13 protein-coding genes, 1 tRNA gene and 2 pseudogenes are annotated in these 16690 nt (G+C 51.8%); 6 read left to right on the top strand and 10 right to left on the bottom strand.

Translation table 11 applies throughout. The features are described from left to right. Nucleotides 1-6: 6 nt before the first annotated feature. Nucleotides 7-1392, top strand: a complete 1386-nt coding sequence (cysS, locus tag FFT88_RS08855) for a cysteine--tRNA ligase (RefSeq protein ID WP_000912345.1) — start codon at nt 7-9, stop codon at nt 1390-1392. A 35-nt stretch (nt 1393-1427) separates the two neighbouring features. Here cysS and FFT88_RS08850 read toward each other — a convergent pair whose 3' ends face one another. From FFT88_RS08850 to folD, 3 genes and pseudogenes are all read right to left on the bottom strand, one after another. Then, nucleotides 1428-1949, bottom strand: coding sequence for a metal-dependent hydrolase (locus FFT88_RS08850; protein WP_135404645.1), 522 nt, complete (start codon nt 1947-1949; stop codon nt 1428-1430). 107 nt (nt 1950-2056) lie between these two features. Beyond that, complete coding sequence (gene ybcJ, locus FFT88_RS08845) at nt 2057-2269, bottom strand: ribosome-associated protein YbcJ (RefSeq protein WP_000190288.1); 213 nt, start codon at nt 2267-2269, stop codon at nt 2057-2059. 1 nt (nt 2270) lies between these two features. After that, nucleotides 2271-3136 (bottom strand): annotated as a pseudogene (folD, locus tag FFT88_RS08840) (bifunctional methylenetetrahydrofolate dehydrogenase/methenyltetrahydrofolate cyclohydrolase FolD). A gap of 373 nt (nt 3137-3509) precedes the next feature. Here folD and FFT88_RS08835 point away from each other — a divergent pair. Then, a tRNA-Arg gene (locus FFT88_RS08835) sits at nt 3510-3586 on the top strand. Nucleotides 3587-3628: 42 nt separating this feature from the next. Here the strand turns inward: FFT88_RS08835 and FFT88_RS08830 are convergent. Next, a pseudogene (locus FFT88_RS08830) lies at nt 3629-3772 on the bottom strand (integrase); the annotation flags it as partial. Nucleotides 3773-3866: 94 nt separating this feature from the next. On the opposite strand from FFT88_RS08830, the gene emrE reads away from it, so the two are divergent. Next, complete coding sequence (gene emrE / locus FFT88_RS08825) at nt 3867-4199, top strand: multidrug efflux SMR transporter EmrE (protein WP_001070440.1); 333 nt, start codon at nt 3867-3869, stop codon at nt 4197-4199. Between the two features lie 100 nt (nt 4200-4299). On the opposite strand, the gene FFT88_RS08820 is transcribed toward emrE, so the two are convergent. The 6 genes from FFT88_RS08820 to cusR all read right to left on the bottom strand — a co-directional run bounded on the left by FFT88_RS08820 (nt 4300) and on the right by cusR (nt 13553). Further along, on the bottom strand, nt 4300-4977 hold the full coding sequence (locus FFT88_RS08820) for a hypothetical protein (RefSeq protein ID WP_135404644.1): 678 nt from the start codon (nt 4975-4977) through the stop codon (nt 4300-4302). Nucleotides 4978-5200: 223 nt separating this feature from the next. Next, entirely contained in the window at nt 5201-6091 is an 891-nt protein-coding gene (locus FFT88_RS08815; protein ID WP_130215581.1) for a DUF4434 family protein, read from the bottom strand. Then, nucleotides 6092-9064, bottom strand: a complete 2973-nt coding sequence (nfrA, locus tag FFT88_RS08810; RefSeq protein WP_135404643.1) for a bacteriophage adsorption protein NfrA — start codon at nt 9062-9064, stop codon at nt 6092-6094. Further along, nucleotides 9051-11288, bottom strand: a complete 2238-nt coding sequence (gene nrfB / locus FFT88_RS08805; RefSeq protein WP_135404642.1) for a cyclic di-3',5'-guanylate-activated glycosyltransferase NrfB — start codon at nt 11286-11288, stop codon at nt 9051-9053. The genes nfrA and nrfB overlap by 14 nt, the downstream gene beginning before the upstream one ends. Before the next feature lie 149 nt (nt 11289-11437). Next, a complete protein-coding gene (gene cusS, locus FFT88_RS08800) occupies nt 11438-12880 on the bottom strand; it encodes a Cu(+)/Ag(+) sensor histidine kinase CusS (RefSeq protein ID WP_135404641.1) in 1443 nt (480 codons plus the stop codon). Next, nucleotides 12870-13553, bottom strand: a complete 684-nt coding sequence (cusR, locus tag FFT88_RS08795) for a copper response regulator transcription factor CusR (protein WP_000770953.1) — start codon at nt 13551-13553, stop codon at nt 12870-12872. Before cusR ends, cusS begins: the two co-directional genes overlap by 11 nt. Before the next feature lie 156 nt (nt 13554-13709). On the opposite strand from cusR, the gene cusC reads away from it, so the two are divergent. From cusC to cusB, 3 genes are read left to right on the top strand one after another with little or no spacing between them, the layout of a single operon-like run. Beyond that, nucleotides 13710-15092 (top strand): Cu(+)/Ag(+) efflux RND transporter outer membrane channel CusC, encoded by a 1383-nt coding sequence (gene cusC, locus FFT88_RS08790; RefSeq protein ID WP_135404640.1) that lies wholly within the window; start codon nt 13710-13712, stop codon nt 15090-15092. 23 nt (nt 15093-15115) lie between these two features. Further along, the gene (gene cusF, locus FFT88_RS08785; protein ID WP_000709870.1) at nt 15116-15448 is read left to right on the top strand and encodes a Cu(+)/Ag(+) efflux RND transporter periplasmic metallochaperone CusF; all 333 of its coding nucleotides are present in this window, start codon (nt 15116-15118) and stop codon (nt 15446-15448) included. Nucleotides 15449-15463: 15 nt separating this feature from the next. After that, on the top strand, nt 15464-16687 hold the full coding sequence (gene cusB / locus FFT88_RS08780; protein ID WP_135404639.1) for a Cu(+)/Ag(+) efflux RND transporter periplasmic adaptor subunit CusB: 1224 nt from the start codon (nt 15464-15466) through the stop codon (nt 16685-16687). Nucleotides 16688-16690: the final 3 nt, after the last annotated feature.

Genomic DNA, 16690 nt, shown 5'->3' with positions numbered 1-16690 from the left:
TCTTCGATGCTAAAAATCTTCAATACTCTGACACGCCAAAAAGAGGAATTTAAGCCTATTCACGCCGGGGAAGTCGGCATGTACGTGTGTGGAATCACCGTTTACGATCTCTGTCATATCGGTCACGGGCGTACCTTTGTTGCCTTTGACGTGGTTGCGCGCTATCTGCGTTTCCTCGGCTATAAGCTGAAGTATGTGCGCAACATTACCGATATCGACGACAAAATCATCAAACGCGCCAATGAAAATGGCGAAAGCTTTGTAGCGCTGGTGGATCGCATGATCGCCGAAATGCACAAAGATTTTGATGCTTTGAACATTCTACGCCCGGATATGGAGCCGCGCGCGACGCACCATATCGCAGAAATTATTGAACTCACTGAACAACTGATCGCCAAAGGTCATGCTTATGTGGCGGACAACGGCGACGTGATGTTCGACGTCCCGACCGATCCGACTTATGGCGTGCTGTCGCGTCAGGATCTTGACCAGCTGCAGGCAGGCGCGCGCGTTGACGTGGTCGACGACAAACGCAACCCGATGGACTTCGTTCTGTGGAAGATGTCGAAAGAGGGCGAACCGAGCTGGCCGTCTCCGTGGGGCGCGGGCCGTCCAGGCTGGCACATTGAGTGTTCAGCAATGAACTGCAAACAGCTGGGTAACCACTTTGATATCCACGGCGGCGGTTCTGACCTGATGTTTCCACACCACGAGAACGAAATCGCTCAGTCCACCTGTGCGCATGATGGTCAGTATGTGAACTACTGGATGCACTCCGGAATGGTGATGGTTGACCGCGAGAAGATGTCCAAATCGCTGGGTAACTTCTTCACCGTGCGCGATGTGCTGAAATACTACGACGCGGAAACCGTGCGTTACTTCCTGATGTCGGGCCACTATCGCAGCCAGTTGAACTACAGCGAAGAGAACCTGAAGCAGGCGCGTGCGGCGCTGGAGCGTCTCTACACTGCGCTGCGCGGCACAGATAAAACCGTTGCGCCTGCCGGTGGCGAAGCGTTTGAAGCGCGCTTTATTGAAGCGATGGACGATGATTTCAACACCCCGGAAGCCTATTCCGTACTGTTTGATATGGCGCGTGAAGTAAACCGTCTGAAAGCAGAAGATATGGCAGCGGCGAATGCAATGGCGTCTCACCTGCGTAAACTTTCCGCTGTATTGGGCCTGCTGGAGCAAGAACCGGAAGCGTTCCTGCAAAGCGGCGCGCAGGCAGACGACAGTGAAGTGGCTGAGATTGAAGCGTTAATTCAACAACGTCTGGATGCCCGCAAAGCGAAAGACTGGGCGGCGGCAGATGCGGCGCGTGACCGTCTTAACGAGATGGGGATCGTGCTGGAAGATGGCCCGCAAGGGACCACCTGGCGTCGTAAGTAATTGCGCTATTGCCGGATGCGAGTTTTCGCATCCGGTTATCGCCTGCGCCACCACAACATTCCCATCAGCACCATCCCCGGCAACCATACCCACATCAATTCAGAAATTATCACCTGATGCCCGTTCGGCGTGGTGTAACGAGACAACGCAAACGGCGCGACTTTAATCACCTGCCAGGGAGCGAAAAAGCGTTCATCTGACCACGGCCACAGCCAGCCAACGCCCTTACCGCCAGTGGTTACCGAATCCAGCAAACTGTGCGATAACAACGAGACGGTTAAAAACAGCCAGCAGCGAATCAGCCCAGCCCTGAACCATCGATGTCCAATTAGCACGCATAACAGCGGGACAACAAACGCAAACACCAGCGAATGGGTAAACCCGCGATGACCAAAAACATTGCCGTAAGCAACGCCAAATTTAAACGACAATACGTCGGCATCGGGCAGCATCGCCAGGACGATTCCGGCAAATAACAGACGCGGCGGGATGATTTTCGAACCCAACCCCAAACCAATGCATAGGGGAACGGCGGCGTGCGTAATAACGGTTGGCATGATGGTCGCTTCGGCAAAATGTCGATGCTATCAGCATGGCTGAACGGGGCGTAGAGGGTAAAAGTCTGAAAAGAGAACCGGCCTGTTGATACAGGCCGGGAAAGGGATCAGGCAACAACCTGTACGCTGTGACCTGCAAAACTCACTGTCTGACCGGCGACGATTTTGCAGCGTTTGCGCGTTTCAACCGCACCGTCGACTTTCACCTGGCCTTCGGCTATCGCGATTTTCGCCTGCGCGCCGCTTTCGCTCCAGCCTTCCAGTTTCAGCAAGTCGCACAGCTCAACGTGCGGATGTTTACCTAAAGAAAATGTCGCCATGTTACTCACCCTGTGGATCATGATATTCAACGCACGCCTGTAGCGTGTTTTCAATCAGCGTGGCAACCGTCATCGGGCCAACGCCGCCCGGAACAGGCGTAATGTATGAGGCGCGTTTAGCCGCGTCTTCAAACACGACGTCGCCCACAACTTTGCCATTTTCCAGACGGTTGATGCCGACATCAATCACAATTGCGCCTTCTTTGATCCAGTCACCAGGAATAAAGCCCGGCTTACCGACGGCAACGATCAACAGATCGGCATTTTCTACATGATGACGCAGATTTTTAGTGAAGCGGTGAGTCACGGTGGTGGTGCAACCTGCCAACAGCAGTTCCATGCTCATCGGGCGGCCAACGATATTCGATGCGCCAATCACCACGCGTTGAGGCCGAAAGTATCAATGTTGTAACGCTCAAGCAGCGTGACGATACCGCGCGGAGTGCAGGGACGTAGACGCGGCGCGCGCTGGCACAGACGACCGACGTTGTAAGGATGGAAACCGTCCACGTCTTTGTCCGGGTGAATACGTTCCAGCACTTTGACGTTATCAATACCTGCCGGTAATGGCAGTTGTACCAGAATGCCATCGATGGTGTTGTCGGCATTCAGTACATCGATAAGCTCCAGCAGCTCTGCTTCGCTGGTGGTTTCCGGAAGGTCGTATGAGCGGGAGATGAATCCCACCTCTTCGCAAGCTTTGCGTTTGCTTGCGACATAAATTTGCGATGCAGGGTTGCTACCCACCAGCACAACGGCCAGCCCTGGCGCCCGCAGTCCGGCTGCAATACGCGCCTGAACTTTTTGAGCAACCTCAGAGCGCACCTGCTGCGCAATCGTTTTACCATCTATAATCTTTGCTGCCATCAGAGAGAGGATTCCATCTGTTACGTAGGTCGAAGGGGATGCGCCTATTTTGTCAGAAGCGGGGCGCGCTGTCAGGTTTCGTTTTCTGGACTATCCGTAATCCGCTGTTTTTTTGGGCAACAGCGCGTTGCTGGTTTGATAGTTACCCGGCTCATATAAACGCACAATTTTCTGTAACGTAAGAAAATAGTACTCTTTATAAATGAAAAACAGGTTTACCTGTTCCAGACAGAGGGCGGATATGTGTTTCCTTGCTTTCATGGTGAGATAAATAGACACCGCCGTACACTTGTTCAGCAACCGGTTCAAAAGCCATTGACTCAGCAAGGGTTGACCGTATAATTCACGCGATTACAGCATCTCGCGGTGTAATGCGCCCTTAGCTCAGTTGGATAGAGCAACGACCTTCTAAGTCGTGGGCCGCAGGTTCGAATCCTGCAGGGCGCGCCATTACAATTCAATCAGTTACGCCTTCTTTATTTCCCCATAATTTCAGAAATGGAACATCTTTGGGACATCATCACCAAAAATGTCGTCAGTTTTCCTCGCGTGCTCCGTCAAATGATTAGGCGCAAGGTGAGCATATCTACGCACCATTTCTATGGATTCTCATCCGCCCATTTCCTGAAGCACTGATGAAGAACATCAATGAATGCACCAGGAGGAAACTGATGAGTTAGGTTCAAACTGTAGTACAATTCTCTTCGGTATTAACAGGAAAGAATAGGCTATGAACCCTTATATTTATCTTGGTGGTGCAATACTTGCAGAGGTCATTGGTACAACCTTAATGAAGTTTTCAGAGGGGTTTACACGGTTATGGCCCTCTGTTGGTACAATTATTTGTTACTGTGCATCATTCTGGTTATTAGCTCAGACGCTGGCTTATATTCCTACAGGGATTGCTTATGCTATCTGGTCAGGCGTCGGTATCGTCCTGATTAGTTTACTTTCCTGGGGATTTTTCGGCCAACGGTTGGATCTGCCGGCCATTATCGGCATGATGTTGATTTGTGCCGGAGTGTTGGTAATTAACTTATTGTCACGAAGCGCACCACATTAAAAATAGTTTCGTTCGAGTTTAATAAAAAGCAGCCCGTATGTTTATATGGGCTGCTTTTTTACGCTGCAATAATTCAAATGATAGTGGACAAAAAACGTAATCAGTCGATGGGGTCACTGTAGGATGCAACTGCCTGAGCGGGGAAACCCCCGCTCAATTCCTGTCTGACCCCATCATTTTTCAGCCAATAATAAGTATTATTTTCTTTATTAAAAGCGTAAATGCTACAAATACCTGCACCCTCACTATTTGTGTTCCATCCGCTATTAGCTACATTGCCCCATTCCTGGTAAAGTCCTGCGTTAACTTCTCGCTTGATAATATGTCCTGAATTATGATCATTATAATCGTAACTGTCGATATCCTGCGCGTCAGGAAATTCTCCGTTCATGTTTTCAATCCACGGTAAAATATTTTTAACTGATTTATAATTTTCAATGCTGTATTTGAAAAAACGCTTCACGAGAAAAGTATAAGCGCCGGCGGATTTATTCGTTATTTTATCAGTGGCGAAAATAGCAAAAATCTTCCAAACGCACCTTTCATCTACATTCGGAAAAGTCACTGTGCCATCCTGACTCACTGCCAGAGCATTATTGTCTGCATCAGTGCTACAGCTCCATGTTACCTTATCATTATTAACAGGGTCATTATCAATGACCATCTTGAAGGTGGCGCCTGGGAACAGGCTATTAGGAAAATTGTAACCACCCTTCATATCATTTTTAATATCATAGATATGGTTATCAACTAAAACACCTGTAATTTTACTCATCATTGACTCTCTTTGTGTATTAGATAAAAGTATATTTCCGTGTAAAGGAATATACTGATACTAATGCAACTGATGAATAATTGGTCTTATTTAAAAGTTATATGGTGGCATGAATATGATTATATAATGCCTCTGAGTAGGGGCTACACAGATTATTTGTGTCCAATTAATATTTGACCAGGAAAGTGAAAAGGAAAGGAGCAAGCAAAGTTGCTCCCTTAAATCATTAATACTCAAGAATGCCGTGAGCGACAGGCAAATAGCGCAGGGAGAAATAGAGCACGTCTTTGCCGCAGGAGGAACGTTTCGCTAACAGCGAAGCAATTTCTGCATCCGGTTTTGGTTTTGCTTCGAAGGTTTTACCTTTACCGGCGACAAACAGTTCATAAACAACGCCGCTGGCGGGGGAGAATGTTTGGCAATCGGCACTGGCCTGCAGATAACGCTCACGCTGTTCGGCAGTAAGTTTATCGACGCCGCTACCATCCTGAACCCAGACGTGGATGCCAGTAGATTTCACTTGTTCCAGCAGTTGCCGATAGCCATCGGGCGACATGTTTCCGGCGAAAAAGCTACTGATATAAACCGGTTTTGCCGAAACATCACTGATCAGCCGTTGTGAGTTGTTTAACCACTTCAGCAATGGCTGGCGAGCGGCTTCGCTGCGCCAGTTCAGGTCGTCAATTTCTGCGCTGATATACCAGCCATCCGGCGTAACGCCGGGTGCGGCGCTCCATAATCTGGCCTGCTGGAGATCGGCGACCAGCAGGCGATTAAGATAGCTCTCCAGCGCCGCAGATGACTGCTTCTGATGCAGAAAAAATTCCGGATCGGCATTCAAACCAACAATCAGCTTCAGGCCAGCTTGTTGCGCAGCTGCGGCACGCTTAAACAATAATGCCCGCTGTTCTGGCTGGGTGAACGCATCGCCGTAACGGGTCCATTGCATAATCAGGGTGTCGAATCCTTGCAAATGCAACTGACTCATCAGCCCACGCCACTGGGCGTCGGTGACCTGACTATCGCGATTTTGTGGCTGCCAGATAATACCTTTCATCGCAAAGGAAAAAGGACTGACCAACAAAAGTGTCAGCAATACGAAAATTAACTTGCGCATTTACCAGTGCACTCCAATGGTGAGAAACGCGTTGTTGCGCTCCCCTGTACGTTGATTAATCGCCTTAAAGGTATGTTGATATTCGACGCCGAGACTGACTTTGTGCGGCCAGGCGTCGTAGTGCGTCTCGCCGGTCCAGATGTTCCAGCGAACGCCGACGCCGCCCACCTGCGCGCCCTGAGTACCTTTATCCCGATAGCCGTTACCTTGTACGTGAGCGTAAGGTTCAATAGTCTGCCCGTTCGCTACCTTCTGGTGCCAGCTAACTCGATAATCTGCCGTCCACGCCTGAATATCCTGACGAAAATATTGCGCCGCATCGAGATACAGATTTTGCGCAAACCAGCCAGGACCGTTCGGGTGCCACTCATCGCTGTATTTTCCGCCGTTAAAGAACGAGGCGCTGGCACGTAGCATGGTGTCGGAGGCGCCATTTTGCCCGTTTAGTGGGAACTGCTGTTCAACGGCGAGGAAAAAGATCTGATCGCGCAGCGGCTTCCAGCGCAATCCGGTGCCGGACATCGGATTTTTCACCGGCATCATCACTCCGTTTTCTCCGGTTTCGGCAAAGACGCGGCTATAAACTGAGAGCAGGTCGCCTTCCAGCAGCATATTGCGTCCGATGCGGTACTCGGCTTCCAGTTGTCCGTAGCTACGATAGCTTTTCCCAGGCGCTGCGCCGCCGACATTATTGTTAGCGGTACTCATTGCGCCGGAACGCAAGCCGATAGAAGAATCGAAACTGAACGTCCAGCGGCGACCGACCTCCTCATGCAAACGGCGGAAATTGAAGCGTTGTTGATTTTGTTCTGGCGTCAATGGGGTTATCAGCGCCTGATTATCAATGTCATCAATCACCAGCCGGGCGTAGTGCTGCGTCGCAGGCATGTCATCCAGACGCTGGTTCACGTAGGCCAGTTGTCGGATCAGTGCCGGATCGTCCGGTAGCCCTTTATGCGCCTGTTCCAGCATTTCCCGCGACTGCGCGATATCACCGCTATCCCACAGGGCGTAGCCGAGCGCCGCCTGGGTGTTGCTGTTATTGGGCTCCAGTTCAAGCGCGGCGCGCAAATCACTCACCGCCGCTGAGACATTATGACGTTGCCGATAAATCGTTGCCCGCGCGACGTAAGCGTTGGCAGAAGGCGCAATATTGATTGAGCGCGTGAGATCGTTCAGTGCGAGTTCTGGCTGAGCTGGGATATAACGTTGCGCATGCAGCCACCAGTATTGGGCATTGTTTCCCAGCCCACGTTGTTCTGCCTGTTGAAGCCAGCGATCGCGAGCCGCGCCATTTCCCGCTGCCTGAGCGGTGTTGGCGGCGGCGAGCAGATCCTCATTGCTCATTTCGTGAAGGCTGATTTTCTCCCAGGCTGCCAGGGCGGTGCTGTAATCTTCCACCTGGTAAGCCTGATAAGCCACGGCGCGATGTTGCCAGGCGTTCGGTTGCCTTTTTTCCGCCTGAAGCCATGCATATAACGCCACGCCGGGGAGTGTTTCCCGATAACACTTCGCCAGGCGGTTCCAGGCGGCAGCATCGTAAGAAGGTGACATATCCCCAAGCAAACGAACGATTGCTGGGCAATTATCTGCAATACCTGGTAACTGGCTTTGCCACTGACGTTGCGCCGCCAGCGGCAAGGGTTTCGATAAAATCGCCACTTTTGCAGGCGTCGCCAGGTAAGGATGACTTTCCAGCAGAGACGCCAGTCGCGCCATTAAAGTATGGCTGACGGTCGCATCACCCTGGAAGGGATAGCGTTGCAGCAATAAATCGGCAGCTTCGCGTGACTGCCCGGCCTGCATCAGTTGCCAGGTGAGTTGATCCAGGCGGGTAAGATTTGCCGGTTCTTGCTGATACAGCAATCGTGCCAGACGCAGGGCTTCAGCCTTGTTACGGGTCGCTACGCTAACGGCATAACGCTCTTCAAGCATTTCATCGGCGGGGAGGGTAGCGAGCAGTCTTTGCGCCGCGTCGTACTGACCTTCTTTTAACAGCACCGGTAGCGTTGCGCCAACAACATACTGGCGGTTATCGGCAAACTGTACCTGATGATTCGCCAATGCCTGCACGGGGTTGGCGCTGTATTTCGATAACAGATAGAGCCAGCTTTTCTCTTGTGCGTCCGTGGTAAATAGCGGCGTATTTTCAGCGAGATAACGCTGGAGGCGTGCTTTTTCGCCACGATAAGCCAGCGCGGTCGCGTAAGTAATGTACGACTGTGGATCGGTGAAGATCCCCTGTGATTGCAGCGCCAGGATCCGATCGTCCAGCTGCCCGGCAAGAAGCACGTCAAACCACTGACGGCGTTCTGCCGCGCTTAATGTGTTCTGCTGGCGTGCTTCATTGTATAGCGTATCTGCCTGCGACCATTGTTTCAGGTAGATTGCGCGTTGCAGCAGATCGGTTCGCAACGTTTTTCCTTCCGGCGATGCAGCAAACTTTGCATCGTCCAGTTGCGCTCTGGCGACAGGCAACTGCGCCAGCCGCAGCGCATTCTGCCCGACTTCGCTGCGACAACGCAGGGTCGGCGCAGCCTCGCACGCTTTTTGCTGGGCGAGCAACTCTTCAACAGTCGTAACGCTTTTCACTTCCACTGGAATTGCCGCCAGACTGCGCTCAAGTCGGGCATCTCCAGGGTGACGTTTCAGTTGATCCTCAAGCAATAATCGCGCGCGGTCATCATGACCAAAATGGCGATAGGCTTCCGCCAGATATAACGTCAGCGGAATATTATCCGGCACCTGCTGGTGTATATATTCAAATTCGCGGATGGCGGTTGCTTCGTCGTTATTTTTCTGTGCCTTCAGCGCCTTATCGAGACGGGGATAAATAACAAAATGGCGATAATCGCTCAGCCCCAGCTCTTCTGCGCTGGTGCCGATAGTGTCTGCGAGTGCGCTGGTACTCAATAAGGACGTCAGCAGCAAACCAGACCATCCGATGATGCGATTAAGGTTATTCTCCTTCATTTTCGGACTCCAGTTGTGCAACCTGTTCGGTGGTTAAACCTGCTTTTAGTAATAGTGATTGCATCGAAACTTGTAATTCGCGCTGAATTGACAGTACGCGATCCAGCGTTTCCTGGCTGATAACGCCTTCGGTGACCAAAAATTTGCCGAGCGGCAGAGAGCTGCGCTCATGGCGCAATAACAACACGTTAATGGCTGAACGATTAATATGACCGAGCGTGGTCAGTATTTCGGCGAACAGGAACTGATGCGGCACATATTGCCGCCAGATTTCACCGGCCTGCTGTTCCGTGAGCCACTGATGCTGAACCGCATTGTACAACATTGCCCGCGGGTCATGGCCGCGCCGACGTGCATACCAGTGACGTAATCCGGTGACAATTTGTCCACGCAGAACAATGACGTAACGTACTTTTCGCCCGACCTTACGCGCCAGCGCCGCCAGCGAAACGGGGTCAATACCATCTTCACTGCCGACAATTAACTCATCATTTTCCAGACGCAGCGGCAGTACCGCATAATGCAGCGCCACGGAGGCCGGCATTTCGGCAATCAGCGAGGAAGGGATCTGCCAGGCATCGATGGATTCCCACGCCACGCCGTTTTGCTCTGCCAGCGCCTGTGCCAGCTGCTCGGCGCTAATCAGCCCCTGCATCAGCATTGAACCGCCCAGGCGTAGACCTTCGACGCGATTACGCAGTGCCGTATCGAGTTGTTCTTCGGTGATGACCTGATTTTCCAGCAGAATTTGACCTAATGGGCGCAACGAACGGGTATCGCCAGTCACGCTGGGGAAATCGTGCGTCGTTTTATCCCACGCGACGCGACGCGGATCGCCGTGCTGAAGAACCTGTTTCAGCGCGCGCCAGTTAGCCATAAAGTTAATCAGGTTGCCCCAGAACAGACGCAGGACGGAAAGCAGGCCCTGTGTCAAACCGTAGTAACCGGTGACAAAAATCACCCGCTGCACAATGCGGTTAACCATCAGGCCAAAGTTTAGCCACAGCAGGGTCATTAACCATGCGCTGCCGCTGAAAATAGAAAGAAAATGCCAGGCATCGGGCCACAAGCTTTCATACGCCATCAACAGCAAAAGCTGGATCATCACCAGCATCGCGAGGAAGCTGACAAAGTTACTGATTGCCCCTTTGCGATCGCGCCACAGAAAGTAGTTCAACGTCAGGCTGGAGGTCCATTTATGGGTTTTAAAGCCCTGGAAAACAATGCCGATGATCCAGCGAGATTTTTGTCGAACCGCGGTCGAAAAGGTATCGGGGAAATATTCGCGCACGCAGATCATGTTTGACGTCCGCGCCTGCTGTAAAAATTTACGCTGCTCGCGTTCTTTGGCTTCGTCGACCACTGGAAAACGGACAAAAATTTCCGTCATGCCTTTTTCTTTCAGGCGGAAACCAATATCGTAATCTTCGGTAAGACTCTGCACGTCGAAAGCGATACCGTCACCGTCGGCCAATAGTGCGGTCACGGCGCGGCGGCTAAAGCAGGTGCCGACGCCTGCGCTGGGCACCTGTCCGGCGAGGGCTTCACGCACCGGAACATCTTTGCCATGCAGTTCTGAAAACTCATCAATGTAGGTCATGCTGGTGAAGTGCGTCCATTCGCGTTCGAACGGATACACCGGGATCTGAATCAGATCTTTACGCTCGACCAGATAGTTGAACAGACGCAATTCCATTGGCGAAATCACGTCTTCAGCATCATGCAGGATAAAACCAGCAAAGGCGAAATTGGCGCTACGTTCAAACTGGGTAATGGCATCCAGCACATTGTTCAGACAGTCTGCTTTACTGGTGGGGCCAGGACGCGCGCAGACCACCTTGTGCACATTCGGGAAGCGAGCGCACACTTCGTCAACATCACGCTGGGTGTCAGGGTCGTTGGGGTAAGTGCCAACAAAGATATGATAGTTTTCGTAGTCGAGCGTGGTTGCCGCCAGTTCGGCCATATTGCCGATGACGCCAGTCTCATTCCACGCCGGAACCATAATCGCTAACGGTTTTTCATCTGGTTTATACAGTTCGCGGTAACTCATTCGCGGGTAGCGGCGATAAACACTCAACTTGCGCTTAATGCGGCGTACCCAGTAGACGACATCAATGAAAAAATCGTCCAGCCCGCTGATGAACATAATGACCGCTAACGTTATCGCGATTACTTTTAAGCCATATAGCCAGGTAGCAAAAACATCAAGAAGCCAGTCCACACAAAAACCTTACATTAACGCTGGTTATGTTTAGGGTGGCGTATATTAAGGTTTTTTATGAATCGTGACAGCTTTTTATCATTAATAGGTAGGATTATTGCGGCACGTTATTTTTACACTGGTTATAAAAGCTGCCATTTGCTGAATGATTAAGCGGGTAATGTGATAACAAACCTTGTCCCCCGCGCATCCGACGTTACCGCAACCGTGCCTTTATGCGCGACAACAATCGATTTCACTATCGCCAGCCCAATGCCGCTACCTTCGCCTTTTCGCTGGCGGGAGGGGTCAACGCGGTAGAAACGGTCAAACAATCTCGGTAAGTGTTCGGGCGCAATGGGCGTACCGGGGTTTTCGACGGTAACTTGCACCAGGTGATCGACCGTCTGGCAGCGCACTACAATTGTCTCTCCGGGCGGCGTATAACGCAGGGCGTTAGAAAGCAGGTTGCTTAACGCCCGACGCAGCATCAGCGGATCGCCCGCAACCTGACACTTGTCGCCAACAAACCGCAGCTCCACGCCGCGATCTTCTGCTAACGCCTCGAAAAAATCGAACACTTTGCCGACTTCATCCGCCAGGTTGAGCATTTTCTTTTCGGGGATTAGCTGGTTGTTATCGGCCTGGGCGAGAAACAGCATATCGCTGACCATTTTCGCCATTCGCGTCAGCTCTTCGAGATTAGAGTAGAGCACATCTTCCAGCTCTTTCTGGCTGCGCGACTGGCTGAGGGCGATTTCCGTTTGCGTAATGAGATTAGTAATCGGCGTGCGAATTTCGTGAGCGATATCCGCTGAGAAATTGGACTGGCGGGTAAAGACATCCTCAATGCGCTCAATCATATGGTTGAACGACAATACCAACTGTTCCAGCTCAATCGGCACGGTCTGCGGGTCAAGGCGAACGTCGAGATCTTTCGAGGTGATATTCTGGATTTGACGGCTGACGCTGCGGATCGGCGCGTGACCTTTATGTACCGCCAACAGCACGATAAAGACGATCAGGATGCTGATTACCGATGCGGTCATAATAAGTTTATTCATCAAATCATTTATGTAATGAAGATGAAAATCGATCGAAAGCGCGATGTAGAGCGTATAAATCGGTTTGCCGTCAACCAGCGGGCCAACCGGCAAGTTAATCATCCGCCAGTTGCTGTGTTCCATATGCCCGTGACCGTGCCCTGGCATCATCATCGTCGGGCCGGAAAGGAGATACACCTCGCCGCCCTGCGCGTCTTTATCGGGTATGGCGTCACGCGTAAACTCGCGGATATCCGGCGCACCGGGGGAGTGATACACCGTTTTGCCGTGGCTATCTGCCAGGGAAATCAACACATTGGAATAACCACTGACGATATCTTCCAGCGTCATTAAGCGTCGGGCTTGCGTTTCGTCAGGGTGATTAAGAACGCGCTTGAGCGTGGCGCTAATCTCTTTTAAATCATTAATATCCTGCTCGGCAAAATGCACTTTTACCGAGTGGATCATGATCCAGGCAAAGGCGAAAAACGCCGCGATGGTGGCCAGGCTGATAAAAAAGGTCAGGCGTGTTGCCAGCGAAAACGGGCGCTGAAATGGCTTACTGACCATCCGGCACCTCTAGCATGTAACCCACGCCGCGCACGGTCTGAATCAGCTTTGGCTCAAAGTCGTTGTCGATTTTGCCGCGCAGCCGCTTCACCGCCACATCAATGGCGTTGGTATCGCTGTCAAAATTCATGTCCCACACCTGCGAGGCGATAAGCGAACGGGGCAGCACTTCGCCCTGATGGCGAAGGAAAAACTCCAGCAGAGTAAACTCTTTACTGGTCAAAGTGATGCGCGTGCCGCTGCGGGTGACTTTGCGGCTGACGAGATCGACCATCAGGTCGGCAACCTGAAACTGACTTTCGATAATTACCGCCGCCCCGCGCCGCAGTAGAGTGCGCACCCGCGCCAGCAGTTCAGCAAACGCGAACGGCTTCACCAGATAGTCATCCGCCCCCAACTCCAGCCCCTTGACGCGATGTTCAATGGTGCCAAGCGCGGTAAGCAACAGAATCGGCATCCCCTTATTGGCGGAACGCAACATGCGCACGATATCCCAGCCGTTCACGTCCGGCAGCATAATATCGAGGATTATCAGGTCATAATCACCGGTCATCGCCAGATGGTAGCCATTCAGTCCGTTGTCGGCTAAATCGACCACAAAACCGGCTTCGGTTAACCCTTTGGTCAAGTATTCTCCGGTTTTCTTTTCATCTTCGACAATCAACAGTTTCATATTTCCTCCGCATGTTGCCCGGGCAATTCTAGAGTAGCGGGATCAGATGGCAATCGCTTATTGGCAAAATGACAATTTTGTCATTTTCCTGTCACCGGAAAATCAGAGCCTGGCGAGTAAAGTTGGCGGCATAAAATCACCAGAAATTATGAGCCTATGTCTCCTTGTAAACTTCTGCCATTTTGTGTGGCCCTTGCGCTAACTGGTTGTTCACTGGCACCGGATTATCAGCGTCCGGCAATGCCCGTGCCGCAGCAGTTCTCACTCAGCCAGAACGGCCTGGTTAACGCAGCAGATAACTACCAGAACGCGGGCTGGCGCACCTTTTTTGTTGATAATCAGGTGAAGACGCTGATTAGCGAGGCGTTGGTGAATAACCGGGATTTGCGCATGGCGGCGCTGAAAGTGCAGGAAGCGCGGGCGCAATATCGTCTGACCGATGCCGACCGCTACCCACAGCTCAATGGCGAGGGCAGCGGCAGCTGGAGCGGCAATCTTAAAGGCGATTCAGCCACGACGCGGGAGTTCTCGACTGGCCTTAACGCCAGCTTTGATCTCGATTTTTTCGGTCGCTTAAAGAACATGAGCGAAGCCGAGCGCCAAAATTATTTAGCCACTGAGGAAGCTCAGCGCGCGGTGCATATTCTGCTGGTTTCTAATGTCGCGCAAAGCTATTTCAATCAGCAACTGGCGTATGCGCAATTGCAAATAGCCGAAGAAACGCTGCGTAATTATCAGCAGTCATATGCGTTTGTCGAAAAACAACTGTTGACCGGTAGCAGCAATGTTCTGGCGCTGGAACAGGCTCGCGGGGTGATAGAAAGTACCCGCAGCGACATCGCTAAACGTCAGGGGGAACTGGCGCAGGCGAATAATGCATTGCAACTGTTGCTGGGAAGCTACGGCAAGCTGCCGCAAGCGCAGACAGTAAACAGCGACAGCCTGCAAAGCGTTAAATTACCGGCGGGCTTGTCGTCGCAAATCTTATTGCAGCGCCCGGATATTATGGAAGCTGAACACGCGTTAATGGCGGCTAATGCCAATATTGGCGCTGCACGCGCGGCATTTTTCCCGTCTATAAGCCTGACCAGCGGAATATCGACCGCTAGTAGCGAACTGTCGTCATTATTTAACGCCAGCAGCGGGATGTGGAATTTTATTCCCAAAATAGAGATCCCCATTTTTAATGCCGGACGCAACCAGGCCAATCTGGATATCGCCGAAATTCGCCAGCAGCAGTCGGTGGTGAATTATGAACAGAAAATCCAGAACGCCTTTAAAGAAGTGGCAGATGCGCTGGCATTACGTCAAAGCCTGAACGATCAAATCAGCGCCCAGCAGCGTTATCTGGCGTCGCTGCAAATTACTTTGCAACGGGCGCGGGCATTATATCAGCACGGCGCGGTAAGTTATCTGGAAGTGCTGGATGCCGAGCGTTCTTTATTTGCAACCCGACAAACTTTACTTGACCTGAATTATGCCCGTCAGGTTAACGAAATTTCTTTATATACCGCCTTAGGGGGCGGTTGGCAGCAGTAATTTTTAACTCCAGGAGAGAATAAATGAAAAAAGCACTGCAAGTCGCAATGTTCAGTCTGTTTACCGTTATTGGCTTTAATGCCCAGGCTAACGAACATCATCATGAAACCATGAGCGAAGCACAACCACAGGTTATTAGCGCCACTGGCGTGGTAAAAGGTATTGATCTGGAAAGCAAAAAAATCACCATCCATCACGATCCGATTGCTGCCGTGAACTGGCCGGAGATGACCATGCGCTTTACCATCACCCCGCAGACGAAAATGAGTGAAATTAAAACCGGCGACAAAGTGGCGTTTAATTTTGTCCAGCAGGGCAACCTTTCTTTATTACAGGATATTAAAGTCAGCCAGTAACCCAGGTTTAATGAGATGAAAAAAATCGCGCTTATTATCGGCAGCATGATCGCGGGCGGTATTATTTCTGCGGCAGGTTTTACCTGGTTTGCAAAGGCTGAACCGCCCGCAGAAAAAACGTCGACCGCAGAACGTAAAGTCTTATTCTGGTACGACCCGATGTATCCCAATACGCGGTTCGATAAACCAGGTAAATCGCCGTTTATGGATATGGATCTGGTGCCGAAATATGCCGATGAAGAGAGTTCTGCGTCTGGTGTGCGCATTGACCCGACTCAGACGCAGAATCTGGGGGTGAAAACGGCTACCGTCACGCGCGGGCCGCTGACTTTTGCCCAGAGTTTTCCGGCGAATGTCAGTTACAACGAGTATCAGTATGCCATTGTGCAGGCTCGCGCTGCCGGGTTTATCGACAAGGTGTATCCGCTTACCGTGGGCGATAAAGTGCAAAAGGGCGCGCCGCTTCTCGACCTGACCATTCCCGACTGGGTGGAAGCGCAGAGTGAGTATTTACTGCTGCGCGAAACCGGCGGTACGGCGACCCAGACTGAAGGCATTCTTGAGCGACTGCGACTGGCGGGAATGCCGGAGGCTGATATTCGCCGCCTGATCGCCACGCAAAAAATCCAGACTCGCTTTACGCTCAAAGCGCCCATTGATGGCGTGATCACCGCGTTTGATCTGCGCGCGGGAATGAATATCGCCAAAGATAACGTGGTCGCGAAAATTCAGGGTATGGACCCGGTGTGGGTCACTGCTGCGATCCCGGAGTCCATCGCCTGGCTGGTGAAAGATGCCTCGCAGTTTACGCTCACCGTTCCGGCACGACCTGATAAAACACTCACCATCCGCAAATGGACGCTGCTACCTGGCGTGGATGCTGCGACCCGCACGCTGCAACTGCGTCTGGAAGTCGACAACGCCGACGAGGCGCTAAAACCGGGAATGAACGCCTGGTTGCAACTCAATACTGCCAGCGAACCGATGCTGCTCATTCCGTCACAAGCGCTGATTGATACCGGCAACGAACAGCGGGTGATTACCGTTGATGCCGACGGACGCTTTGTACCGAAACGCGTTGCTGTTTTCCAGGCATCGCAAGGTGTCACCGCGTTACGCTCTGGTCTGGCGGAAGGTGAAAAGGTGGTTTCCAGCGGCCTGTTCCTGATTGATTCTGAAGCCAATATTTCTGGCGCACTGGAGCGGATGCGCTCTGAAAGTGCTACCCATGCGCATTGAGGG

The organism is Escherichia sp. E4930, from assembly GCF_005845405.1.
In the GTDB taxonomy this organism is placed as follows: domain Bacteria; phylum Pseudomonadota; class Gammaproteobacteria; order Enterobacterales; family Enterobacteriaceae; genus Escherichia.
This window is presented reverse-complemented; position numbering and strand designations above follow the sequence as displayed.